Below are 21627 nucleotides of genomic sequence, written 5' to 3'. Positions count from 1 at the left end.
CCTGCCGGCCGCGGAAGGCCGGCGCGGGTGCCGATGAAATGACAAAAGCGCCCCGGGGGCGCTTTTTCTGGCGTGTCGATGGAACGTGCGGGACGGGATCAGGCCGGGTTGTCGATGTCCACGAATTCGACCGTAATGCCGAAGCGCTCCGCCACGGCCTGGCCCAGCGCCTGGACGCCGTAGCGTTCCGTGGCGTGGTGGCCCGCGGCGATGAAGCCCACGCCGGTTTCGCGCGCCAGGTGCACCGTGGATTCGGACACTTCGCCCGTGATGTAGGCGCTGGCGCCCGCGTCCGCGGCATCGGCAATCATGCCTTGGGCGCCGCCGGTACACCAGGCGACCCGCGCCAGCGGCTGGTCGGGGTCGCCCACGACCAGCGGCTGCCGGCCCAGGCGCTCGGCGACGCGCTCGCCCAGCTGGCCCAGCGTTTTCAAGTCCGGCGCCTCGCCCAGCCAGACCAGGTTGTCGGGCCCGCAGGTTTGCGGCGAGCCGTCATCGCGCAGCGCGGGAGCCAGGCCCAGCACGCGCGCCAGCTGCACGTTGTTGCCCAGCGCGGGGTGCGCGTCCAGGGGCAGGTGGTAGGCGTAAAGATTCAGGTCGTTCTTGAGGGCCAGGGCCATGCGCGCGCGCCGCGTGCCGATCACGCGGCGGTCTTCGTTGCGCCAGAGCCAGCCGTGATGCACCAGCACCGCATCCGCGCCGCGTTCGACCGCCACACGCAGCAACGCTTCGCTGGCCGTGACTCCGGCGATAATGTGTCCAATTTCGGATCGGCCTTCCACCTGCAGCCCGTTGGGGCAATAGTCCTTGAAGCGTGCGGTTTGCAGGGTATCGTCCAGCCAGTTGGCCAGGACGTGGGCGTCGACTTTACTCATTGCTTGTCCTATCAGAAACATGCGCCGATATTGGCTGATATTCGCTCAGGCCGTCACGGTCTGCCTGGGTATTCTATTCGTGGTCACTACCCTGCGGCCGGATCTGTTGCGGCTGGCGGGCCCGGCCGCGGGGCCGCAGGCCGCCACGGCGGCGGCCAGGCCGCCCGCGGGGCGCGCGATGGGGGTGGCGTCGTATGCCGACGGCGTGGCCCGCGCCGCGCCGTCCGTGGTCAATGTATACACCACCAAGCACGTGAACGTGCCGCTGATCCCGCTGCCCGACGATCCGGTGCTGCGCCAGCTGTTCGGCCAGGTGCCGGGCGTGACGCGGCGCCAGGCGTCGACCAGCCTGGGCTCCGGCGTGATCGTGAACCAGGACGGCTATGTGCTGACCAACTATCACGTGGTGCAGGCCGCCGACGCGATCGAGGTCGCGCTGTCCGACGGCCGCCGCGATGCCGCCAAGGTGGTGGGCGCGGATCCGGACACCGATCTCGCGGTGCTGCGGCTGGCCTCCTTGCGCGCCCTGCCGGCCGCCACGCTGGCCCCCGACCGCGGCCTGCGCGTGGGCGACGTGGTACTGGCGATTGGCAATCCGTTCGGCGTGGGGCAGACCACGACGCAGGGCATTGTGTCGGCGCTGGGCCGCAACGGCCTGGGGCTGAATACCTACGAACACTTCATCCAGACCGACGCGGCGATCAATCCGGGCAATTCGGGCGGCGCGCTGATCGACGCCGAAGGCAACCTGGTCGGCATCAATACCGCCATCTATTCGGAATCCGGCGGATCGATGGGCATCGGTTTCGCCACGCCCATCGAGATCGCGCGCAAGGTCATGGACGAGATCGTCAAGACCGGCGGGGTGAAGCGCGGCTGGCTGGGCGTGGAGCCGCAGGACGTGACGCCGGAACTGGCCCGCGCCTTCGAACTGGACCGCAATACGACGGGCGTGATCATCGCCGGCGTAATGCGCGACGGGCCCGCTGCGCGAGGCGGCCTGAGAGTGGGCGACATCGTGCAGTCCGTCAACGGCAAGCGCATGGTCGACACCACCAATCTGTTGTCCGAGATTGCGCAGCTGCCGCCCGGCCAGCGCGCTACGCTGAGCGTCCTGCGCGGCGGCAAGCTGGTGGAACTGGCGGTGGTGGTGGGCACGCGCCCGGGCAAGCCCCGCTAGGGTCTGTGCCTGCCGGATGACGGTTAGGCGGTGCCTTTCAGCATCAGCCGGACCGCCAGCAGCACGGTCTTTTTGGTGCTTTCGGGTTGTTGGCGCAGCAGCGCGTGAATTTCGGCGCAGTAGCCGTCGGCGGCATCGTCGGGCTGGCCGGCGCCGCCGCATGGCGCGGCGATTGCGGCCTGCCCCACGCCGTCGGTCAGCCAGGGCACGCTGGTGTCTAGCGCCCGGGCCAGCCGCAGCAAGGTGGCCCGCGACGGGGAATAGCGGTCTTGGCGAGTGAGGATCCGGTGGATGCAGGATTGCGGCACGCCGGAGATGCGCGCCAGCTGGTTCTGGCTTTTGATGCCGCGCCACCGCATCAGGGTGTGCAGGCGTTGGGCGAGTGACATGGCTGCAATTTAGGGTTGCAGCCATCGGCCCACAACGTGAAACGGTCCTGCTTGGGGCAGGACCGTCCGGGATCGTTACTGGCGTTCGGTCAGGGAGCCTGACGATGCCTCGTCCGCCGCATCGGGCTTGGGCGTGACCATGCGGGCGCAGATCAGCCCGATCTCATACAGCAGGCACAGCGGCACGGCCAGCATGAACTGGCTGACCACGTCGGGCGGCGTGACCACGGCGGCGATGATGAAGGCGCCCACCACGACGTAGCCGCGCGCGGATTTCAGCTTGGAGAGTTCGACCACGCCCATCTTCACCAGCAGCACCACCGCCACGGGCACTTCGAACGTGATGCCGAACGCCATGAACATGGTCATGACGAAGCTGAGATAGGCCTCGATGTCCGGCGCCGGAGTGATGGACTGCGGCGCGAACGTGGCGATGAAATGGAATACCGTGCGGAACACCACGAAATAGCAGAACGCCATGCCCGCGATGAACAGGAAGGTGCTGGAAACGATGAGCGGGAGCGCCAGGCGCTTTTCGTGCTTGTACAGCCCCGGGGCCACGAACGCCCAGGCCTGGTACAGCACCACGGGCAGCGCCACGATGAACGCGGCCATCATTGTGACCTTGACGGGCACCATGAAGGGCGTGATCACGCCCGTGGCGATCATGCGCGTGCCTTCCGGCAGCGAGGCAAGCATGGGCTGGGCCAGCACGTCGTAGATGGCCGACGCGCCGGGGTAGATGAATAGCACGATGAACACACCGACCACGGCGGCGACGGCGCGCAGCAGTCGGGTGCGCAACTCGACCAGGTGGGAGATGAAGGTCTCCTGCTGGCCTTCTTCTTGGGAGGCGTCCTGGGTCACGTTGGTGTTCCGGAGGGCAAGACGGGCTTGGCCTCGTCAGCCTTGGGCGCGCTGGGCGCCGGGGCGGGTTGCGGGGCTGCGGCGGCTGGCGCGGGCTCGGCCGCCGGGGGAAGATCCAGGTCCAGGCTGTGGTTCTGGCCGGGCGGGGCGATCGTGCGGACGGGCTCGGCGGGCGCTTCCGCGGCGGCCTCCGGCGTGGCCGTGCCGCTGGCGGCGCGGGCGGCTTCGTCGAGCTCGGCGCGGAACTGCTGAACCGGTTCCTGGAGCGAGGCTTGCGTCTCGTTCAGGGACTTTTGCACGCCCTGGGCGGCGTCTTCCATTTCGTTTTTGAACTTGCGCAGCTCGTCGAGTTCGATTTCGCGCTGGATATCGGACTTCACGTCATTGACGTAACGCTGCGCGCGCCCCAGCAGGTGGCCGACGGTGCGGGCCACCTTGGGCAGGCGTTCGGGTCCGATGACGATCAAGGCGACGACGCCGATCACCATCAGTTCAGTGAGGCTGACATCAAACATTCGACGGCCGCTTGGAAGTTGATGCGATGAGGGCCGGCCCGGTCAGGGCGGGCCCGGGAGGCAGGCGAAGGCTCAGGAGTTGGATTTTTCCTTGGCCTGCACGTCGATGGTTTCACCGGAGACGCGCTGCTGCGCGATCGGTTCGGCCGGCTTGTCGCCGTTGGCTTCCTTCATGCCTTCCTTGAAACCCTTGACCGCTCCGCCCAGGTCCGAGCCGATGTTGCGCAGCTTCTTGGTGCCGAAAATCAGCGCCACGATGACCAGGACGACCAACCAATGCCAAATGCTGAAACTACCCATGATGTTTCTCCGAATTACGCGTTGGGGGCCACGCGCCCTTTCCAGGGGCGCGAGCCGCCGATGATGTGGAAATGCAGATGCGGGACTTCCTGGCCGCCTTCGACGCCAGAGTTGATCATGATGCGAAATCCGCCATCAGGGCCCGGGCGGCAACCGTTTTCTGCGGCAAGCCGCGGTGCCAATGACATCATTCTACCCAACCAACCTGCGTCCTCGGCCGTAATATCCTGCATGGATATGACATGACGTCGAGGGATCAACAATAAATGCACCGGTGCGGCGGGATTGATGTCGTGGAACGCAACAAAATCCTCGTCTTCATAGACCTTCTTGGACGGGATGTCGCCAGTGGCGATCTTGCAGAAGATACAGTTGTCGCTCATTTTCCGGGTTTCCGTGGTCAGTCTTGCGGGCGGCTCGCTTTTTCCGCCAGGCCCGACAGCCCTTCACGGCGGGCCAGTTCGGCCAATACGTCTTCGGGGCGCAGGTTGAAGTGGGCCAGCGCCACCAGGCAATGGAACCACAGGTCGGCGGTTTCGCTGACGATGCGGTCCGGCACGCCGTCCTTGGCGGCCATGACCAGCTCCGTGGCTTCTTCGCCGATCTTCTTCAGGAAGGCATCGGGGCCCTTGGCCAGCAGCTTGGCGGAGTAAGAGGCCTTGGGATCGCCGCCGTTCTCGGGGCGGCGGGTTTCCAGGGTGTCGGCGATGCGCGCCAGGATGTGGGCGGCGCTTGCGGCTTGGTGGGTCATTTGTAGATCAGTTCGGGGTCTTTGAGCACGGGGTCCACCGTGACCCAGCTGGCCTGGTCGGTCTGGCCTTCCAGGCGGCGGTAGAAGCAGCTGGCGCGGCCGGTGTGGCACGCGATGCCGCCTTCCTGGTGCACCTTGAGCAGGATCACGTCGCCGTCGCAGTCCAGGCGCAGTTCATGCACCTGCTGGACGTGGCCGGATTCCTCGCCCTTGCGCCACAGGCGCTGGCGCGAGCGCGACCAGTACACGGCGCGGCCGGTGGCCGCGGTTTCGGCGAGCGATTCGCGGTTCATCCAGGCCACCATCATGATCTGGCCGTTGTCGGCGTCCTGCGCGATGGCGGGTATCAGGCCGTTTTCGTCAAAGACGACGTCGGCGATCCAGGCGGGTTCGTTGCTCATCTTTCTATCCATAGTCCCGCGCGCGGCGCATGAAACCGGCGCAGTGCGATCCATAATCTTACGGCAATACATTGTTGCACGCGTGAGCCGCCCCAAACAGGGGGGGCTACCTCCTCCGCGCATTCGAAGGCCTTCCCGTCATCAGCAAGCGATACCCCACCAGCGGTGGCCGCGCGGAGCCGGCTTTGCCGGTCCGTGGCGGCGCCCCCCCGGGGGGAAGCGCCGAAGGCGCTTCGGGGGGGATCACAACCTCACTGGGATACCCTGGCCAGCCATGAAGCGTTTGCATTCGCCCACGGTATGCTGGCCAAAGTGGAAAATGCTGGCGGCCAGGACCGCGCTGGCGCGGCCGGCGGTGACGCCGTCGGCCAGATGCTGCAGGGAGCCCACGCCGCCGGAGGCGATGACGGGCACGGGCACCGCGTCGGAGACGGCGCGCGTGAGTTCCAGATCGAAACCGGACTTGGTGCCGTCGCGGTCCATGCTGGTCAGCAGGATTTCACCGGCGCCATAGGCCGCCATGCGGCGGGCCCAGGCCACGGCGTCCAGCCCGGTGGCCTTGCGGCCGCCATGGGTGAAGACTTCCCAGCGGGCCGGTTCGCCCGCGGCCGACACGCGGCGCGCGTCGATCGCCACCACCACGCATTGCGAGCCGTGGTAGTCGGAGGCCGCGCGGACCAGTTCCGGATTGGCCACGGCGGCGCTGTTGATGCTGATCTTGTCGGCGCCGGCGTTGAGCAGGCGCTGGATGTCGGATACCTGGCGCACGCCGCCGCCCACCGTCAGCGGGATGAAGACCTGCGAGGCCACCTGTTCGATGATGGGCAGGATCAGGTCGCGGCCATCGCTGGTGGCGGTGATGTCCAGGAACGTGAGTTCATCGGCGCCCTGCTCGTTGTAGCGGCGGGCGATTTCGACGGGGTCGCCCGCGTCGGCCAGATTCACGAAGTTCACGCCCTTGACGACCCGCCCGGCGGTGACGTCGAGGCAGGGGATGATGCGGCGGGTCAGCGCGCTCGAGGCGGGCGCGCCGGCGCCGGGGGTGCTGCTGGAGGTCGTCATTTTGCCAATTCGTCGGCGCGGGCCTGCGCCGCCTGGAAGTCGAGCGTGCCTTCGTAGATGCTGCGGCCCAGGATGGCGCCTTCGACGCCTTCTTCCTCGACGGCGCACAGGGCTTCGATGTCCTGGATGCCGGCGATGCCGCCCGAGGCGTAGACGGGGATGCGCACGTGCTGGGCCAGGCGGACCGTGGCTTCGACGTTGACGCCCGACAGCATGCCGTCGCGGCCGATGTCGGTGTAGATGATGGCCTCGCAGCCGTAGTCTTCGAACTTCTTGGCGAGGTCCAGCACGTCGTGGCGCGTCAGCTTGCTCCAGCCGTCGGTGGCGATCTTGCCGTCGCGGGCGTCCAGGCCGACGATGATCTGGCCGGGGAAGGCGCCGCAGGCATCCTGCAGGAAACCGGGATTCTTGACGGCGGCCGTGCCGATGATCACGTAGGAAATGCCGGCATCGAGATAGCGTTCGATGGTGTCGAGGTCGCGAATGCCGCCGCCGATCTGCACGGGGATATCGTCGCCGACGGCGTCCAGGATCGCCTTGATGGGCACTTCGTTCTTGGGTTTGCCGGCAACGGCGCCGTTCAGGTCGACCAGGTGCAGGCGGCGGGCGCCTTGGTCCAGCCAGCGGGTGGCCATAGCGGCGGGGTCTTCGGAGAACACCGTTGCATCGTCCAGGTCACCCTGGCGCAGGCGCACGCAGCGCCCGTCTTTGAGATCGATGGCGGGGATCAGCAGCATGGTGGGCAGCGAGAAAATATAGGGGTTGAATGGGCGGGCGGACGCAGGCCAGGGCCTACGGCTGCCAGTCTACAAAATTGCGATACAGGCGCAAACCGTGTTCGGCGCTCTTTTCGGGATGAAACTGCACCGCGAAAATGTTAGCTGCCGCCACTGCGCAGGTAAAGGCGAGACCATAATCGGTTTCACCAACGGTCAGGCCGGGATCCGCCGGGTCGGCGTAGTAACTATGGACGAAATAGAAGTGCGTTTCGTCCGGAATGCCGGCCCAGATAGGATGAGAGCGCGTCTGGCGCACTTTGTTCCATCCCATGTGCGGAACCTTGAGGCGTTCGGGGCTGGTGTCGGCCAGCCCGGCCGCGCCGGTATCGGCCAGGCAGGCGTCGTCGTCGCCGGCCAGCAGGTCCGCGAAACGCGGGCCCGAAAAGCGGCGCACCACACCCGGGAACAGGCCCAGGCAGGACGTGCCGCCCTCTTCGCTGGAGTCGAACAGCATCTGTTCGCCTACGCAGACGCCAAGCAGGGGTTTTTCGCGCGCGGCGCGCACAACGGCGTCGCGCAGGCCCGATTCATTCAGGGTGCGCATGCAGTCCGCCATGGCGCCCTGCCCGGGAAACACGACGCGGTCGGCCGCGGCGATTTCCTGGGGCTGGTTGCAGATACGGACGTCCGCATCGGGGGCGGCGTACTTCAGGGCGCGGGCGACGGAATGAAAATTGCCCATTCCGTAGTCGACGATGGCGATAGTGGTCACTTCTTTCTGCCTGGAGCGGTGGGATCGCGAACGTTACAGCACGCCCTTGGTGGAGGGCACGACGTCGCCCATGCGGGGATCGACTTCCAGGGCCATGCGCAAGGCGCGGCCACAGGCCTTGAAAACCGTTTCAGCCTGATGGTGGGCGTTGAAACCGCGCAGGTTGTCGATGTGCAGCGTGATCAGGGCGTGGTTGACCAGGCCCTGGAAGAATTCGCGGGTCAGGTCCACGTCGAAATCGCCGATGCGGGCGCGGGTGAAGGGGATGTGGTACTCAAGGCCGGGACGGCCCGAGAAGTCCACCACCACGCGCGACAGCGCTTCGTCCAGCGGTACGTAGGCATGGCCGTAGCGGCGCAGGCCGGCCTTGGTGCCGGCCGCCTTGGCGATGGCCATGCCCAGGGTGATGCCCACGTCTTCCACCGTGTGGTGCGCATCGATATGCAGGTCGCCCTCGGCCTTGATGTCGAGATCGATCAGGCCGTGGCGCGCGATCTGGTCCAGCATGTGGTCCAGGAAGGGCACGCCGGTGTCGATCGTCTGCTTGCCGGTGCCATCGAGGTTGATGGCCACGCGGATGCGGGTTTCGTTGGTGTTGCGGGTGATCTCTGCGGTACGCATGTTAAGCACTCAGAATCTCTTGCAGGGCGGATAGCAAGGCGGCGTTTTCAGCCGGGGTGCCCACCGAGATGCGCAGGCAATTGGCCAGTAGCGGATGGGCGTTGGAGAAGTTGCGAATCAATATTTTGCGCGTTTTCAGCGCGAGATGCACGGCGTTGCCGTCCAGCTTGCCGGAAAAGCGGGCAAGTACGAAGTTTCCGGCGGAAGGGAATACCCGTACGCCGGGCAATTGGGCCAGGGCGGCCGCCAGCGGCTCGCGGTCCGCGCGCAGCCGGGCCGCCTGTTCGTCCAGCACTGCCTTGTGGCGCAGCACGGCCGACAGGGTGGCCTGGGTCAGCACATCCAGGTTGTACGGCGGACGCACCTTGTCGAATTCGGCGACCCAGGCGGGGTGGCCGGCCAGGTAGCCGAAGCGCAGGCCGGCCAGGCCGATCTTGGACACCGTGCGCATGACGACCACGTTGGACGCGTCCAGCACCCGGGGCATCCAGGTGCTGCCGGCGAAGGGCTGGTAGGCCTCATCCAGCACCACCAGCCCGGGAGCGGCGGCGATGATCGCCAGGATCGCCTCGTCGGGCCACAGGCCGCCGGTGGGGTTGTTGGGCACGGCCAGGAACACCACCTTGGGCTGATGTTCGCGGATGGCGGCCAGCATGGCCGGCAGGTCCAGGGCCAGGTCTTCGGTCAGCGGCACGCCGATGAAGCGGGCGTGGTCGAAACGCGCCGCCATGTCGAAATACACGAAAGAGGGCCAGGGCGACAGCACGGTGTCGCCGGGGTTGCAGCAGGCCTGCACGACCAGATGGATGAGTTCGTCCGAGCCGTTGCCGAACAGCACGTCCGCCGCGTCCGGAACGCCGAAGGCCGTCTTGATCTGGCCCTTCAGGGCCGACAGGTCGGCGGCCGGGTAGCGGTTCAGCGGGGTATCGCGCACGCTGCGGGCGATGTCCTCGCGCACCGCCTCCGGCAGCTCGTAGGGGCATTCCATGGCGTCCAGCTTGATGCAGCCTTCGGCGTGCGCCACGGGATAGGCGGTCAGCTCGCGGATGTCCGCGCGGACGGTGCTGGCGATGCGGCCGGCGATGCTCATGGCTTGTCGATCCGGTACTGGGCGCTGGCGGCGTGCGCCTGCAGGCCCTCGCCCAGCGCCAGTTCGGCGGCGATGCGGCCCAGTTGCTGGGCGCCCTGGTGCGAAACCTGGATCAGGCTGGAGCGCTTCTGGAAGTCGTACACGCCCAGCGGCGACGAAAAACGGGCCGTGCGCGAGGTCGGCAGCACGTGGTTCGGGCCGGCGCAGTAGTCGCCCAGGGCTTCGGAACTGAAGCGTCCCATGAAGATCGCGCCGGCATGGCGGATCTGCGCGGTCCATTTTTCCGGCTGCTCGGTGGAGATCTCCAGGTGCTCGGGCGCGATGTCGTTGGCGATCTGGCACGCCTCTTCCAGGCTCCGGACCTGGATCAGCGCGCCGCGGTTGGCCAGGCTGACCCGCAGGATGTCGGCGCGCGGCATCGTGGGCAGGAGGCGTTCGATGGCGGCCTGGACCTCTTCGATGAAGGCGGCGTCGGGGCACAGCAGGATGGATTGCGCCAGCTCGTCGTGTTCGGCCTGCGAAAACAGGTCCATGGCGATCCAGTCGGCCGGCGTTTTGCCGTCGCAGATGACCAGGATTTCGCTGGGGCCGGCGATCATGTCGATGCCGACCACGCCGAACACGCGGCGTTTGGCGGCGGCGACGTAGGCGTTGCCCGGGCCGACGATCTTGTCGACTGCCGGCACGGTGGCGGTGCCGTAGGCCAGCGCGCCGACGGCCTGCGCGCCGCCGATGGCGAACACGCGGTCCACGCCGCCGATTGCGGCGGCGGCCAGCACGATGGGGTTGCGCACGCCGTCCGGCGTGGGGGTGACCATGATCAGGTCCTGCACGCCCGCGACCTTGGCCGGGATGGCGTTCATCAGCACCGACGAGGGGTAGGCGGCCTTGCCGCCGGGCACGTAGAGGCCCACGCGGTCCAGCGGAGTCACCTGCTGGCCCAGCATCGTGCCGTCCGGCTCGGTGTAGGTCCAGGTTTCGACGCGCTGGCGCTCATGGTAGCCGCGCACGCGGTCGGCGGCGGCTTCCAGCGCGTTGCGCTGGGCGGCGGGCAGCGCTGCCAGGGCCGCATGCCAGTCTGCCTTGGGGATCTCCAGCGCCTCGGCGGAGACGCCGGGCATGCGGTCGAAGCGCTGCGTATATTCCACCAGCGCGGCGTCGCCGCGGGCGCGCACGTCGGCCAGGATGCCGGCCGCGGCGCGGTCGATGGACTCGTCCTCGGTGGCTTCGAAGGCCAGCAGCTTGGACAGGGCGGATTTGAATCCGGGATCGCGGGAGTCGAGACGATTGATCAGGGCCATGGCGTCATGGAGCAAGCAGATAACGGCCGCCGCGGCATCGCGGCGGGCGAGGGTCAGGCGTTACGGGAGGCGGCTCTTTCGAAGGCGTCCAGCAGCGGTTGCAGGCGGGCGCCGCGGGTTTTCAGCGCGGCCTGGTTGACGATCAGGCGCGATGAGATCGGCATGATGTCCTCCACCGCGACCAGATCGTTGGCGCGCAAGGTGCCGCCGGTGGACACCAGGTCCACGATGCAGTCGGCCAGGCCCACCAGCGGCGCCAGCTCCATCGAACCATACAGCTTGATGATGTCGACGTACACGCCCTTGGACGCAAAGTGTTCACGGGCTGAATGCACGTACTTGGTGGCCACGCGCAGGCGCGCGCCCTGGTGGACGGCGCCGTCGTAGTCGAAGCCCTTGCGCACCGCGACGGCCAGGCGGCATTTGGCGATGTTCAGGTCGATGGGTTGATACAGGCCGCCGGGCTGCTCCTTGGCGTGCTCGATGAGCACGTCCTTGCCCGCGATGCCCAGGTCGGCCGCGCCGTATTGCACGTAGGTGGGCACGTCCGAGGCGCGCACGATGATCAGGCGCAGGCCGGGATCGCTGGTGGGCAGGATCAGCTTGCGCGAGCTTTCGGGGTTCTCGGGGACTTCAATGCCGGCCTCGGCCAGGAGGGGCATGGTCTCTTCGAAGATGCGCCCTTTGGACAGGGCCAGGGTCAGGGGGGGGACGGTGGTGTTCATCGCCGAGCCGCCTCAAGATGAACGCGCCCCCTCGGGGGGCAGCAAGCCGAAGGCGCAGCGTGGGGGCAACTATTGTTCATGCCTGTTCCTTGCCGGTAACGCGTTGGATGTTCGCGCCCAGGGCGCGCAGTTTCACTTCCATCTGGTCGTAGCCGCGGTCCAGGTGGTAGATGCGGTCGACCAGGGTCTCGCCTTCGGCCGCGAGGCCGGCGATGACCAGGCTGGCCGAGGCGCGCAGGTCGGTGGCCATGACGGTGGCGCCCGACAGCTTCGGCACGCCGCGCACGATGGCGGTGTGGCCGTCGATGTCGACGTCCGCGCCCATGCGCCGCAATTCCTGCACGTGCATGTAGCGGTTTTCGAAGATGGTCTCGACGATGACCGAGGTGCCTTCGGCCACGGTGTTCAGCGCCATGACCTGGGCTTGCATGTCGGTGGCGAAGCCCGGGTATTCCACCGTGCGGAAGCCCACGGCGCGGGGACGCGAGGACATGGCGCAGCGGATCCAGTCGGGACCGGTCTCGATGGTGAGGCCGGCTTCGGTCAGCTTGCTCAGGGTGGCGCCGAGGATGTCCGCGTCCGTGTTGCGCAGGACGATGTCGCCGCCCGCTGCGCCGACCGCGCACAGGAAGGTGCCGGCTTCGATGCGGTCGGATATGACGCGGTGTTCGGCGCCGTGCAGGCGATCCACGCCGTCGATCACGATGCGGCTGGTGCCGTGGCCCTGGATGCGCGCGCCCATCTTGATGAGCAGTTCGGCCAGGTCCACCACTTCGGGTTCGCAGGCGGCGTTTTCCAGCACGGTCCGGCCTTCGGCCAGCACCGCGGCCATCAGCAGGTTCTCGGTGCCGGTGACGGTGACCATGTCGGTGCGCACGGAGGCGCCCTTCAGGCGCTTGGCGCGCGCCACCACGAAGCCGTGTTCGATGCTGATTTCGGCGCCCAGCATGGCCAGGCCTTTGATGTGCTGGTCCACGGGGCGCTGGCCGATGGTGCAGCCGCCGGGCAGACTGACGCGGGCTTCGCCGAAGCGCGCCAGCAGCGGACCCAGCACCAGGATCGAAGCCCGCATGGTCTTGACCAGGTCGTAGGGGGCTTCCAGCTTGTCGATCTGGTTGGCCTGCAGCGTGACCGTGCCGTCCGCGGCGCGCTCGGCGCGCATGCCCATGCGGCCCAGCAGGCGCAGCATGGTGGCGGTGTCGTTCAGATGCGGCACGTTGCTGAGGGTCAGGGCGTCTGCGGTCAACAGGCCGGCGCACAGGATCGGCAGGGCCGAGTTCTTGGCGCCGGAAATGGAGATTTCGCCGTGCAGGCGCGAACCTCCGGTGATGCGTAGCTTGTCCATCACTTGCCTGCTTGCTGGTATTCGGCGGGCGTCAGGGTGCGCATGGACAGCGCATGGATTTCGGCCTTCATGCGGTCGCCCAGCGCGGCATAGACCAGCTGATGGCGCTGGATGAGGCGCTTGCCTTCGAAGGCGGCGCTGACGATGACCGCGTCAAAATGCGAGCCGTCGCCCTGCACGTCGAGATGTTCACAGGGCAGGCCTTCCGCGATGTATTGGCGGACTTGCGCGGGGGTGGGAAGCATGGACGTCAATTCCTGAGTTTGTAGCCGCTGGCCAGGAGCCGCAGCGCATAAAGCGATAGCGCGAGGAACACTCCCGTCACCACCGCCAGGCTGCGCCACGGGGAGACGTCCGACACCGAGAAGAATCCGTAGCGGAAACCGTCGATGGTGTAGAAGATGGGGTTCCAGTGGGACACGCTCTGCCAGAAGGCGGGAAGCGTGTGGATGGAATAGAACACGCCGGACAGGAAGGTCGCCGGCATGATCAGGAAGTTCTGGAAGGCTGCGAGCTGGTCGAATTTTTCGGACCACAGGCCCGCGATCAGGCCCAGTACGCCCATGATGCCGCAAGCCAGCACGGCGAAGACGATCAGCCACAGCGGATGCGAGGGCACCAGCGACACGAAGAACAGCGCCACCACCCAGACGCACAGGCCGACCGCCAGGCCGCGGACGATCGCCGCCAGCACGTAGGCGCCGAAGATGTCGCGGTGCGACAGCGGCGGCAGCAGCATGAACACGAGGTTGCCCGTGATGCGGCTCTGGATGAGCGACGATGACGGGTTGGCGAACGCGTTCTGCAGCATGCTCATCATCATGAGCCCGGGGATCAGGAACGCCGTGTAGGGCACGCTGCCATACACCATGACGCGCCCTTCCAGCACGTGCGCGAAAACCAGCAGATACAGCAGCGCGGTGATCACCGGCGCGGCAATGGTCTGGAAGCTGACCTTCCAGAAGCGCAGCAATTCCTTGCGCAACAGGGTGGGAAAGCCGGAGCCCGCGTCCAGGCGGGGCTGCACCAGCGGCTGGCTGGCGCTCGCGATGGGCTGGGTCATGACGGGATCTCTTCGGGTTGCGGAGCGGCGGCGGACTCGTCCTGGTGCATGATGCGGACGAACGCGTCTTCGAGGTCAACGCCGCCGACGCGGGCCAGCAGGGCCTGCGTGGTGTCCAGCGCCACGATGCGCCCGCCCTTGAGCATGGCGATGCGGCCGCACAGCGCTTCGGCTTCTTCCAGGTAGTGGGTGGTGAGCATGATGGTGTGGCCGGCCTTGTTCAGGCGCGAGATGAATTCCCACAGCGTGCGGCGCAGATCCACGTCCACGCCCGCGGTCGGCTCGTCCAGCACGATTACGGGGGGGCGGTGCACCAGCGCCTGGGCCACCAGCACGCGGCGCTTCATGCCGCCGGACAGCGCCCGCATATTGGAATTGGCCTTGTCCGCCAGCCCCAGGTTGAAGAGGATTTCGTCGATCCAGTCGTCGTTCTTGCGCAGCCCGAAATAGCCGGACTGGATGCGCAGGGTCTCGCGCACCGTGAAGAACGGGTCGTAGACCAGCTCCTGCGGCACCACGCCCAAGGCGCGCCGAGCCGACTTGTAGTCGGCCACGACGTCGTATCCACAGACCGTGGCGCTCCCGGAGGTGGCGTGCGCCAGGCCGGCCAGGATCGAGATCAGCGTGGTCTTGCCGGCGCCATTGGGGCCGAGCAGCCCGAAGAACTCGCCGTGTTCGATGTTCAGGCTGACGTTGTCCAGGGCCTGGAAGCCGGATCCGGGCGCGCGCCCGAGCAGCTTCCGCCAGCCGCTTTGGCGCGGGGAGTAGATCTTGGAGACGTTTTCTAGACTGACAGCAGACATGACGGGGGGAAGTGGCCCGAAAAGAGCGAATCGCTCATTATATAAGCGCCCTGTGGCGGCAAGCGGCGATGCCCCTGGCGCCCGTGCGGATCGGCGCGGTATCCGTCCCCGAAATGATCGGCCCGGCGGGCCTCAAGGGGCGCGCCGGGCCGGGATCGCCTGGATGGGGATCACTTGTTGCGCTGGTTCAGCGCGTCGATCAGGCCATCGATGCCATTCTGGTTGATCTGCTGGGCGAACTGGTTGCGGTAGTTCTCGATCAGCCAGATGCCTTCGACGTTCATGTCGTAGATCTTCCAGCCCTGAGGGGTCTTTTCCAGCCGGTAGTCCACGCCCGTCGGCTGGCCGTTGGACTGGCTGATCAGCGTGCGCACAACGACGTCATCGGCCTTGGGATCGCCGCGGAACGGCAGGGTGCGGATGGTGGTGCTGGACGTGACGCGGGTCAGGGCGCCGCTGTAGGTGCGCACCAGCGTGCCGCGGAAAGCCTCGGCCAGGGCCGTCTTCTGCTGGTCGTTGGCCTGGCGCCAGTAGCGGCCGGCGGCCAGCCGCGTCGTTTTCTGGAAGTCGACGTAAGGCAGGATGTGCGCGTTGACGACCTCGTTGATGCGGGCGGTGTTTCCGGCCTTGACGGCGCCGTCGGCCTTGAGCACATCGAGGGTTTCATTGGCCGCGGCCAGCACGAACTGGTCCGGAGGGCCGTTGGGATCGGGTTTGGCCTGCGCAGCGGTGGCGGCCAGCCCCAGGAGGCTTGCGAAAACCAGCCGTTGCAGCAGGGAAACAAAAGAAACTCGCATCAAAACTCCTTACTGGTACTGATGGCGCAGTCCCGCCGCCTACTTGGCTGCGGGTTGCGCCGCGGGCGCAGCGGGGGCTGGCGCGGCGGGCGTGGCGGGGGCGGCGGGCGTAGCGTCGTCCTCGTCGTCTTCGTAGTTGGGCAGCGAGGCTTCGTCATCCACCTTGTGGCCGAGCACCATGGCGGCGCGGCGCTGCAGGTAGGCGTCGCGGACGAAGCTGTACGGGTCGAGCGCCACGCGGTCGACCGTGTCGGTTGCGTCCAGGAGGCTGGCGCGCGTGTCGACCACGCGCAGGCCCCAGAGCGAGTTGCGCAGGCGGACGTTGTCGATGGCGTCCACGCCCATGTACCCGTAGGTGGTGCCGGCGTAGTCGCCGATCAGGCCGGCGCCGTCGCGCACGGTGGACGAACCGAAGAACGGCAGCACCAGGTACGGGCCCTGGCCGATGCCCCAGACGCCCAGCGTGGTACCGAAGTCGTTCGGGATCCGGCGCGCGCCGTTGGCCGAGGCGACGTCGAAGCAGCCGCCCACGCCCATGGTGGTGTTGAACAGGAAGCGGCCGAGCGTGTTGACGAAGTCGTGGCCCCGGCCCTGCAGGAAGCTGTTGGTGCCGGACCAGAGGTCGCCGACGTTGCTGAATATGTTGTGGACGCAGCTGCGCACCGGTTCCGGCGTGACGAAGGTGTACGCCTGGGCCACCGGCTTGAAGACGGCGCGGTCGACGGTGTCGTTGAACTTGTAGATACCCCGGTTGAAGCCTTCCCAGGGGTCGCGCGGATCCGGGTTCTGTGGCGCGGCGCAGCCCGCCATCAGGGCGCCAGCCGCTGCGACCGTGGCAATCCGGGAAATCGCTTTCTTATTCATGATCAGGGCATCCCTATCCATAATTCTTATGATATTGCGTACTGTCGCGCGGCTTGTTACCGCGTCTTTCGCATTGTCTTTAATTAGGCGTCTTCGTGGCGGGCTCTGCCGAAGTCGTGCCCTGCTTCTCGGCCGATCCGTACAGGAACTGGCTGATCAGCTGTTCAAGGACGACGGCGCTCTGCGTGTAGCGGATCTTTCCGCCGTCGGCAAAGTTTTCTTCTTCGCTGCCCGCGGTCAGGCCCAGATACTGTTCGCCCAGCAGGCCCGACGTCAGGATGGACGCCGACGTGTCCTTGGGGAACTGATAGGCCGTCTCCAGCTTGACCGATACGATCGCCTGGAAGGTCTTGTCGTCGAACGAAATGCCGTCGACCCGGCCCACCACGACCCCGGCGCTCTTGACGGGCGCGCGGACCTTGAGGCCGCCTACGTTATCGAAGTTGGCCGTTACCGTATAGGTCGGCGCGAAAGAAAAAGTGCTCAAGTTGCCGGCGCGCAACGCCAGGAATGCCAGCGCGACCGCGCCCAGCAATACGAACAGGCCTACCCAGAAGTCGGTTTTTTCGCGTGACATGATCGATCCGTATCAATTTCCAAACATCAAGGCGGTGAGCAGGAAGTCCAGCCCGAGCACCGCCAGGGAGCCCACGACCACGGTGCGCGTGGTGGCGCGGGCAACGCCTTCGGGGGTGGGCTTGGCCTGCCAGCCTTCGTAAAGCGCGACCAGCGTCACCGAGACGCCGAACACCAGGCTCTTGATGACACCGTTGGCGACGTCCTTCCAGACGTCCACGCCATTTTGCATTTGCGACCAGAAGGCGCCGGCGTCCACGCCGATCATGACCACGCCCACGACCCAGCCGCCCAGGACGCCCACCATGGAGAACACGGCCGCCAGGATGGGCATGGCGATGATGCCGCCCCACAGGCGCGGCACCAGCACGCGGCGGATCGGGTCTACGGCCATGACTTCCATGGCCGCGAGTTGCTCGCCGGCCTTCATGAGGCCGATTTCCGCCGTGAGCGAGGTGCCGGCGCGGCCCGCGAACAGCAGCGCCGTGACGACCGGCCCCAGTTCGCGCACCAGCGACAAGGCTACCAGCAGGCCCAGGGCCTCTTCGGAGCCATAGCGGTTCAGCGTGTAGTAGCCCTGCAGCCCCAGCACGAAGCCCACGAACATGCCGGACACCGCGATGATCAGCAGCGAATAGTTGCCGATGAAATGGACTTGTTGCGACACCAGCCGGGGGCGCGACAGGGCAATGCCGCTGCGCGCCAGCATGGCACCGAAGAACCGGGTGAAGTAGCCGATGCCCGAGACCCGGGTGCGCACCCAGCTGCCCAGCGCGCCGACGGCGTTGCGGGATCCGCTCATGCCTTGCGCCCCTTCTGTTGCGAAAGCCACTTCTGGAAAGCGGGCGTTTCGGGATACTGGAACGCGACGGGGCCGTCGGGTTCGCCCTTCAGGAATTGCTGCACATAGGGATCCTGCGAGGCCGACAGCGTTTCCGGGGTGCCGGCGGCCGCAAGCCTGCCCTGGCCCACCAGGTACACCTGGTCCGCGATGGAGAACGATTCCTGCACGTCGTGCGTGATCAGCACCGATGCGCAGCCCAGCCGGTCGGCGAGGCTGCGGATCAGGCGGGCGGTGATGCCCAGCGAGATCGGATCCAGCCCGGCGAACGGTTCGTCGTACAGGATGAGTTCGGGCTCCAGCACCACGGCGCGGGCCAGCGCCACGCGCCGGGCCATGCCGCCCGAGATTTCGGAGACCTTCAGGTGCGCGGCGGCGCGCAGGCCCACGGCGTCGAGCTTGTCCAGCACGCGCTCGGTGACTTCCGCTTCTTCCAGCCGGGTGTGCTCGCGCAGCGGGAAGGCGACGTTTTCGAAGACGTTCAGGTCGGTGAAGAGCGCGCCCTGCTGGAACAGCACGCCCATGCGCGTGCGCAGCGATTGCAGTTCGGCCGGCGTGACGTGCGCCATGTCCTGGCCGAAGGCCAGCACGTGGCCCTGCTGCGCGGTGAGCTGCCCGGTGGCCGCCCGCAGCAGGGTGGTCTTGCCCGAGCCCGAGCCGCCCATGATGGCGACCACCTGGCCCGCGCGCACATCCATGGAGATATCACGCAGGACGGTGAAATCGCCGTAGCCGAGCGCCACGCCTTCCAGGCGCAGGGCGAATTCCGGGGTGCTGCTTGTTTGAGCGGGCATGGGCAACGAAAGGGTGTTTCGGCGGCGGAGCTTGCCCTGCTGTCTGGTCGACGCGTCTGGCGGAGCATGAGGCCGGCGCGGACAAGACAGGCGGCGTCGGGAAGCGCCCTGTTACTCATATGCCGGGACAAAGTCAGGCCTTGGCTCCCGGCGGCGAGGCGCCATTGTAGCCCGACGCTTTGCAATCACAACGCGACGGGCTGCCCGTGGAACAGTGTTTTCGGACCAGGGAACAATCCCGGTTCAGCGGCGCGCCTGCGCCGCGGCCATTTCCCGGGCCAGCCGCTGGATCAGGTCCGCCGTGGTTTCGCGCCGGGCCAGGGGGGCGGCCTGGCCGGCCCACAGGGAAAGCACGTCGATATTGCTCGCCTTGCCGCCCGCCGTGCGCATGGGCCGCGTCAGGGCGTTTTGCAGCGGATACGGCAGGATGTCGTCCGCGAGGGCATCGGCGTCCCGCATGAACGCGTTTTCGATGCCGCGGGCCGGGCGGCCGGAAAACGCCCGGGTCACGCGCGACTGCTCCGAGCGCGAGGCGGGCAGGACGGCCTTGTAGGCCTCGGTGATGCCGGATTCTTCCGTGGTCAGGAAAGCCGTCCCCATTTGTGCGAGGTCGGCGCCCAAGGCCAGGGCGGCGGCGATGCCGCGCCCGTCCATGATGCCGCCCGAGGCGATCACGGGCACCGAGACGGCGTCGGCCACTTGCGGCACGAGCGCCATGGTGCCGATCAGCGATTCCTCGAAGCCGCCCAGGAAGGTGCCCCGGTGCCCGCCAGCCTCGGCGCCCTGCGCGACGATGGCGTCCACGCCGTCCTGCTCCAGCACGACGGCCTCGCGCACGGTGGTCGCGGTGCCCACGGTCAGGATGCCCGCCTCGCGGCAGCGCGCGAGTGCTTCAGGAGGCATGCGGCCAAAGGTGAAGCTGAAAACGGCAGGGCGCGCCAGCAGGATCGCCTCGATCTGTCCCTTCAGCGGGTCCGGCTGGGGGGCGGGTTCGGCGGGCGCGGGCAGGCCCAACTGCTGGTGATAGCGCGCCATCAGGGCCAGCATGCGGCTGGCGTCGCCGCGTATGGCCTCCTCCGGCACGGACGCGAACAGATTGATGGCGAAGGGGCGTTCGGTGCGCGCGCGGATCGCCTGCGCCGCGGCCGCTATCTGCTCGGGGCTCATATAGGCCGCCCCGAGCGAACCGAGGGTTCCCGCCTTCGACGCCTCGGACACCAATTCCACCGTCGTGGCGCCGCCGGCCATGGGCGCCTGGACGACGGGGTGAAGCAGCTTGAGCAGATCAATCAGACGGGAAGCCATGGGATGTCTCCTGGAAGATTATTGAAGCTGGATATTTCCAGCCTTGATGACGTGCGCCCACTTTTCGGTTTCGCTCTTGATGAAAGCCGCGAATTCCTCGGGCGTGCCGCCGCCGGCCTGGCTGCCGGTGTCCGCGATGGCCTTCTGCACGTCGGGCTCCTTCAGGATGCGGTTGAACTCGGCATTGAGCTTGGCGATGATCGGGGCGGGCGTGCCGGCGGGGGCCACGATGCCCTGCCAGTTGTACGACTCGAAGCCGGGCAGGCCGGATTCGGCCATGGTGGGCACGTCGGGCAGCACGGCCAGGCGCTTGGCGGACGTGACGGCAATGGGGTGGATCTTGGCGCCCTGGATCGCGGGCAGCGCGGAATAGCCCATTTCGAACATCATCGAGATATGGCCGCCCATGAGATCGGTCGCGGCCAGGCTGCCGCCCTTGTAGGGCACGTGGACGATGTCGATCTTGGCCTGTTCGCGGAACATCTCGCCGGACAGGTGGTGGGCGCCGCCCACGCCGGACGAGCCAAACGACAGCTTGCCGGGCTCTTTCTTGGCCAGCGCGATCAGGTCCGCCAGCGTTTTCACGGGCAGCGTGTTGTTCACGCTCAGCACCAGCGGACTGTTTTCGATCAGGATGATGGGCGCCAGGTCCTTTTGCGGATCGTAGGGCATGTCCTTCATCAGCGACGGGTTGACCGCCATGGGCGCGAGGTTGCCCGTGCCGATGGTGTAGCCGTCGGGGGCGGCGCGCGCGATCAGGTTGGTGCCGACGACGCCGCCCGCGCCCGCCTTGTTCTCGACCACGATGGGCTGGCCCAACGTGTCACCCAGCTTGCGCGCCAGCAGGCGCACGCGGGTGTCGGCGAAGCCGCCCGGCGCGTAGGGCACGATCATGGTGATGGGCTTGACCGGCCAGTCCGCGGTCTGGGCCTGGGCGGCGCCGCTGAAGGCGGCGGCTGCCGCGGCGGCGGCGATCAGGGGGCGCAACGGTTTCATGCTGGGAACTCCTCTTTCTGCTTTCTAGTGGAACAGCCCTGCGGGCCGATCGCATTATGCCCAGCGCCTTCGCGATCTGTCGTGATTTTTCCCAAGCGCCATGCCGAAAGCGCCAGCAGCGCCGCGCTGCCCGCCAGCACCTGGGGCAGGCCCGCGCCCCAGTCCGCCGCCCATGAGGCCAGAAGCGGCCCCAATATCTGGCCCGCCGCGAAGGCCGCGGTCATGATCGCGGCGGCGCGGGAGGCCGACGCGCCGGCGTCCCGCCGGGCCGCCAGCATACCCGCCTGCGTGATCACCATGAACGTGCCGCCCACCAGCAAGGCGGCCAGGATCACGGCGGCAATATGGTGCCATATCGCCACGGTGAGCATGCCCACGGCCATCAGGGCCTGCGCGCCGCGCCAGATCCGTCTGTCGTCGCGGCCCCGGCTCAGGCGCGGAACCAGCAGGCAGGATACCGCCGCGGCCAGCCCGAACAGCGGCCAGGCCCAGCCGAAGACGGCGGGGTCCGGGATGGTCTCCTTGGCCATTGCGGGGAGAAAGGTGGCAGGAATGATGTAGCCCACGCCGAAGATGCCGTAGTGCAGGGCCAGCCCCAGCATGCCGGGAGGCAGGCCAGCGGCCGGCGCCGAGGCGGCGCGCGGCGGGACGGGCGCGGCCCGGCGGCGCAGCCCG

General features: G+C 67.3%; 28 protein-coding genes. 1 reads left to right on the top strand and 27 read right to left on the bottom strand.

The window, feature by feature from the left end; all coding sequences use genetic code 11:
* Positions 1–98: 98 nt before the first annotated feature.
* The gene (locus tag AGI3411_RS26505; RefSeq protein WP_129530302.1) at positions 99–875 is read right to left on the bottom strand and encodes a Nif3-like dinuclear metal center hexameric protein; all 777 of its coding nucleotides are present in this window, start codon (positions 873–875) and stop codon (positions 99–101) included.
* Positions 876–894: 19 nt separating this feature from the next.
* Here AGI3411_RS26505 and AGI3411_RS26500 point away from each other — a divergent pair, with 19 nt between their 5' ends.
* Positions 895–2055, top strand: a complete 1161-nt coding sequence (locus AGI3411_RS26500; protein WP_129530301.1) for a trypsin-like peptidase domain-containing protein — start codon at positions 895–897, stop codon at positions 2053–2055.
* A 23-nt stretch (positions 2056–2078) separates the two neighbouring features.
* Here the strand turns inward: AGI3411_RS26500 and AGI3411_RS26495 are convergent, their stop codons facing one another.
* The 26 genes from AGI3411_RS26495 to AGI3411_RS26370 form a co-directional block, all read right to left on the bottom strand.
* Positions 2079–2444, bottom strand: coding sequence for a helix-turn-helix domain-containing protein (locus AGI3411_RS26495; protein WP_129530300.1), 366 nt, complete (start codon positions 2442–2444; stop codon positions 2079–2081).
* 75 nt (positions 2445–2519) lie between these two features.
* Positions 2520–3311, bottom strand: a complete 792-nt coding sequence (gene tatC / locus AGI3411_RS26490) for a twin-arginine translocase subunit TatC (RefSeq protein WP_129530299.1) — start codon at positions 3309–3311, stop codon at positions 2520–2522.
* The gene (gene tatB / locus AGI3411_RS26485; protein WP_129530298.1) at positions 3308–3826 is read right to left on the bottom strand and encodes a Sec-independent protein translocase protein TatB; all 519 of its coding nucleotides are present in this window, start codon (positions 3824–3826) and stop codon (positions 3308–3310) included. The genes tatC and tatB overlap by 4 nt, the downstream gene beginning before the upstream one ends.
* Before the next feature lie 72 nt (positions 3827–3898).
* Positions 3899–4126 carry a Sec-independent protein translocase subunit TatA gene (gene tatA / locus AGI3411_RS26480; RefSeq protein ID WP_129530297.1) on the bottom strand — a complete coding sequence of 76 codons (228 nt, stop codon included), beginning with the start codon at positions 4124–4126 and terminating at the stop codon, positions 3899–3901.
* Between the two features lie 14 nt (positions 4127–4140).
* Positions 4141–4509 carry a histidine triad nucleotide-binding protein gene (locus tag AGI3411_RS26475; protein WP_129530296.1) on the bottom strand — a complete coding sequence of 123 codons (369 nt, stop codon included), beginning with the start codon at positions 4507–4509 and terminating at the stop codon, positions 4141–4143.
* A gap of 17 nt (positions 4510–4526) precedes the next feature.
* On the bottom strand, positions 4527–4877 hold the full coding sequence (locus AGI3411_RS26470) for a phosphoribosyl-ATP diphosphatase (RefSeq protein WP_129530295.1): 351 nt from the start codon (positions 4875–4877) through the stop codon (positions 4527–4529).
* Complete coding sequence (gene hisI / locus AGI3411_RS26465) at positions 4874–5278, bottom strand: phosphoribosyl-AMP cyclohydrolase (protein WP_129530294.1); 405 nt, start codon at positions 5276–5278, stop codon at positions 4874–4876. Before hisI ends, AGI3411_RS26470 begins: the two co-directional genes overlap by 4 nt.
* Before the next feature lie 243 nt (positions 5279–5521).
* Entirely contained in the window at positions 5522–6340 is an 819-nt protein-coding gene (hisF, locus tag AGI3411_RS26460; RefSeq protein WP_129530293.1) for an imidazole glycerol phosphate synthase subunit HisF, read from the bottom strand.
* Positions 6337–7077, bottom strand: a complete 741-nt coding sequence (gene hisA / locus AGI3411_RS26455; RefSeq protein WP_129530292.1) for a 1-(5-phosphoribosyl)-5-[(5-phosphoribosylamino)methylideneamino]imidazole-4-carboxamide isomerase — start codon at positions 7075–7077, stop codon at positions 6337–6339. Before hisA ends, hisF begins: the two co-directional genes overlap by 4 nt.
* A gap of 55 nt (positions 7078–7132) precedes the next feature.
* A complete protein-coding gene (locus tag AGI3411_RS26450; protein ID WP_129530291.1) occupies positions 7133–7831 on the bottom strand; it encodes an imidazole glycerol phosphate synthase subunit HisH in 699 nt (232 codons plus the stop codon).
* Positions 7832–7864: 33 nt separating this feature from the next.
* Positions 7865–8452, bottom strand: coding sequence for an imidazoleglycerol-phosphate dehydratase HisB (hisB, locus tag AGI3411_RS26445; protein ID WP_043545036.1), 588 nt, complete (start codon positions 8450–8452; stop codon positions 7865–7867).
* 1 nt (position 8453) lies between these two features.
* Positions 8454–9542, bottom strand: a complete 1089-nt coding sequence (gene hisC, locus AGI3411_RS26440) for a histidinol-phosphate transaminase (protein ID WP_129530290.1) — start codon at positions 9540–9542, stop codon at positions 8454–8456.
* Positions 9539–10843, bottom strand: coding sequence for a histidinol dehydrogenase (hisD, locus tag AGI3411_RS26435; protein WP_129530289.1), 1305 nt, complete (start codon positions 10841–10843; stop codon positions 9539–9541). The genes hisC and hisD overlap by 4 nt, the downstream gene beginning before the upstream one ends.
* Positions 10844–10896: 53 nt before the next feature.
* Entirely contained in the window at positions 10897–11568 is a 672-nt protein-coding gene (gene hisG, locus AGI3411_RS26430) for an ATP phosphoribosyltransferase (RefSeq protein WP_129530288.1), read from the bottom strand.
* 76 nt (positions 11569–11644) lie between these two features.
* Complete coding sequence (gene murA, locus AGI3411_RS26425; protein ID WP_129530287.1) at positions 11645–12913, bottom strand: UDP-N-acetylglucosamine 1-carboxyvinyltransferase; 1269 nt, start codon at positions 12911–12913, stop codon at positions 11645–11647.
* Complete coding sequence (locus AGI3411_RS26420; RefSeq protein ID WP_129530286.1) at positions 12913–13158, bottom strand: BolA family protein; 246 nt, start codon at positions 13156–13158, stop codon at positions 12913–12915. The genes murA and AGI3411_RS26420 overlap by 1 nt, the downstream gene beginning before the upstream one ends.
* A gap of 5 nt (positions 13159–13163) precedes the next feature.
* Positions 13164–13976: an ABC transporter permease gene (locus tag AGI3411_RS26415; protein ID WP_129530285.1), complete on the bottom strand. Its 813-nt coding sequence runs from the start codon at positions 13974–13976 to the stop codon at positions 13164–13166.
* On the bottom strand, positions 13973–14779 hold the full coding sequence (locus AGI3411_RS26410; RefSeq protein ID WP_129530284.1) for an ABC transporter ATP-binding protein: 807 nt from the start codon (positions 14777–14779) through the stop codon (positions 13973–13975). The genes AGI3411_RS26415 and AGI3411_RS26410 overlap by 4 nt, the downstream gene beginning before the upstream one ends.
* Before the next feature lie 170 nt (positions 14780–14949).
* Positions 14950–15576 carry an MlaC/ttg2D family ABC transporter substrate-binding protein gene (locus AGI3411_RS26405; protein ID WP_129530283.1) on the bottom strand — a complete coding sequence of 209 codons (627 nt, stop codon included), beginning with the start codon at positions 15574–15576 and terminating at the stop codon, positions 14950–14952.
* 39 nt (positions 15577–15615) lie between these two features.
* On the bottom strand, positions 15616–16440 hold the full coding sequence (locus AGI3411_RS26400) for an MlaA family lipoprotein (protein ID WP_129530282.1): 825 nt from the start codon (positions 16438–16440) through the stop codon (positions 15616–15618).
* Positions 16441–16519: 79 nt separating this feature from the next.
* A complete protein-coding gene (mlaD, locus tag AGI3411_RS26395) occupies positions 16520–17017 on the bottom strand; it encodes an outer membrane lipid asymmetry maintenance protein MlaD (protein WP_129530281.1) in 498 nt (165 codons plus the stop codon).
* Positions 17018–17029: 12 nt separating this feature from the next.
* Positions 17030–17818, bottom strand: a complete 789-nt coding sequence (mlaE, locus tag AGI3411_RS26390) for a lipid asymmetry maintenance ABC transporter permease subunit MlaE (protein WP_129530280.1) — start codon at positions 17816–17818, stop codon at positions 17030–17032.
* A complete protein-coding gene (locus tag AGI3411_RS26385; protein WP_129530279.1) occupies positions 17815–18651 on the bottom strand; it encodes an ABC transporter ATP-binding protein in 837 nt (278 codons plus the stop codon). Before AGI3411_RS26385 ends, mlaE begins: the two co-directional genes overlap by 4 nt.
* 243 nt (positions 18652–18894) lie before the next feature.
* A complete protein-coding gene (locus tag AGI3411_RS26380; protein WP_129530278.1) occupies positions 18895–19956 on the bottom strand; it encodes an NAD(P)H-dependent flavin oxidoreductase in 1062 nt (353 codons plus the stop codon).
* 18 nt (positions 19957–19974) lie between these two features.
* Complete coding sequence (locus AGI3411_RS26375; protein ID WP_129530277.1) at positions 19975–20952, bottom strand: tripartite tricarboxylate transporter substrate binding protein; 978 nt, start codon at positions 20950–20952, stop codon at positions 19975–19977.
* On the bottom strand, positions 20949–21627 hold a 679-nt coding region (locus AGI3411_RS26370), incomplete at its 5' end, for a YbfB/YjiJ family MFS transporter (RefSeq protein ID WP_129530276.1). The genes AGI3411_RS26370 and AGI3411_RS26375, both read right to left, overlap by 4 nt.

It is taken from the genome of Achromobacter agilis, from assembly GCF_900496965.1.
Taxonomy (GTDB): Bacteria; Pseudomonadota; Gammaproteobacteria; order Burkholderiales; family Burkholderiaceae_B; genus Achromobacter; species Achromobacter agilis.
This window is presented reverse-complemented; position numbering and strand designations above follow the sequence as displayed.

Coding starts and splice junctions, on each gene's coding strand:
- AGI3411_RS26505 (WP_129530302.1), bottom strand. CDS start 875: ATGAGTAAAGTCGACGCCCACGTCCTGGCCAACTGGCTGGACGATACC.
- AGI3411_RS26500 (WP_129530301.1), top strand. CDS start 895: ATGCGCCGATATTGGCTGATATTCGCTCAGGCCGTCACGGTCTGCCTG.
- AGI3411_RS26495 (WP_129530300.1), bottom strand. CDS start 2,444: ATGTCACTCGCCCAACGCCTGCACACCCTGATGCGGTGGCGCGGCATC.
- tatB (WP_129530298.1), bottom strand. CDS start 3,826: ATGTTTGATGTCAGCCTCACTGAACTGATGGTGATCGGCGTCGTCGCC.
- tatA (WP_129530297.1), bottom strand. CDS start 4,126: ATGGGTAGTTTCAGCATTTGGCATTGGTTGGTCGTCCTGGTCATCGTG.
- AGI3411_RS26475 (WP_129530296.1), bottom strand. CDS start 4,509: ATGAGCGACAACTGTATCTTCTGCAAGATCGCCACTGGCGACATCCCG.
- AGI3411_RS26470 (WP_129530295.1), bottom strand. CDS start 4,877: ATGACCCACCAAGCCGCAAGCGCCGCCCACATCCTGGCGCGCATCGCC.
- hisI (WP_129530294.1), bottom strand. CDS start 5,278: ATGAGCAACGAACCCGCCTGGATCGCCGACGTCGTCTTTGACGAAAAC.
- hisF (WP_129530293.1), bottom strand. CDS start 6,340: ATGACGACCTCCAGCAGCACCCCCGGCGCCGGCGCGCCCGCCTCGAGC.
- hisA (WP_129530292.1), bottom strand. CDS start 7,077: ATGCTGCTGATCCCCGCCATCGATCTCAAAGACGGGCGCTGCGTGCGC.
- hisB (WP_043545036.1), bottom strand. CDS start 8,452: ATGCGTACCGCAGAGATCACCCGCAACACCAACGAAACCCGCATCCGC.
- hisC (WP_129530290.1), bottom strand. CDS start 9,542: ATGAGCATCGCCGGCCGCATCGCCAGCACCGTCCGCGCGGACATCCGC.
- hisD (WP_129530289.1), bottom strand. CDS start 10,843: ATGGCCCTGATCAATCGTCTCGACTCCCGCGATCCCGGATTCAAATCC.
- hisG (WP_129530288.1), bottom strand. CDS start 11,568: ATGAACACCACCGTCCCCCCCCTGACCCTGGCCCTGTCCAAAGGGCGC.
- murA (WP_129530287.1), bottom strand. CDS start 12,913: ATGGACAAGCTACGCATCACCGGAGGTTCGCGCCTGCACGGCGAAATC.
- AGI3411_RS26420 (WP_129530286.1), bottom strand. CDS start 13,158: ATGCTTCCCACCCCCGCGCAAGTCCGCCAATACATCGCGGAAGGCCTG.
- AGI3411_RS26415 (WP_129530285.1), bottom strand. CDS start 13,976: ATGACCCAGCCCATCGCGAGCGCCAGCCAGCCGCTGGTGCAGCCCCGC.
- AGI3411_RS26410 (WP_129530284.1), bottom strand. CDS start 14,779: ATGTCTGCTGTCAGTCTAGAAAACGTCTCCAAGATCTACTCCCCGCGC.
- AGI3411_RS26405 (WP_129530283.1), bottom strand. CDS start 15,576: ATGCGAGTTTCTTTTGTTTCCCTGCTGCAACGGCTGGTTTTCGCAAGC.
- AGI3411_RS26400 (WP_129530282.1), bottom strand. CDS start 16,440: ATGAATAAGAAAGCGATTTCCCGGATTGCCACGGTCGCAGCGGCTGGC.
- mlaD (WP_129530281.1), bottom strand. CDS start 17,017: ATGTCACGCGAAAAAACCGACTTCTGGGTAGGCCTGTTCGTATTGCTG.
- mlaE (WP_129530280.1), bottom strand. CDS start 17,818: ATGAGCGGATCCCGCAACGCCGTCGGCGCGCTGGGCAGCTGGGTGCGC.
- AGI3411_RS26385 (WP_129530279.1), bottom strand. CDS start 18,651: ATGCCCGCTCAAACAAGCAGCACCCCGGAATTCGCCCTGCGCCTGGAA.
- AGI3411_RS26380 (WP_129530278.1), bottom strand. CDS start 19,956: ATGGCTTCCCGTCTGATTGATCTGCTCAAGCTGCTTCACCCCGTCGTC.
- AGI3411_RS26375 (WP_129530277.1), bottom strand. CDS start 20,952: ATGAAACCGTTGCGCCCCCTGATCGCCGCCGCCGCGGCAGCCGCCGCC.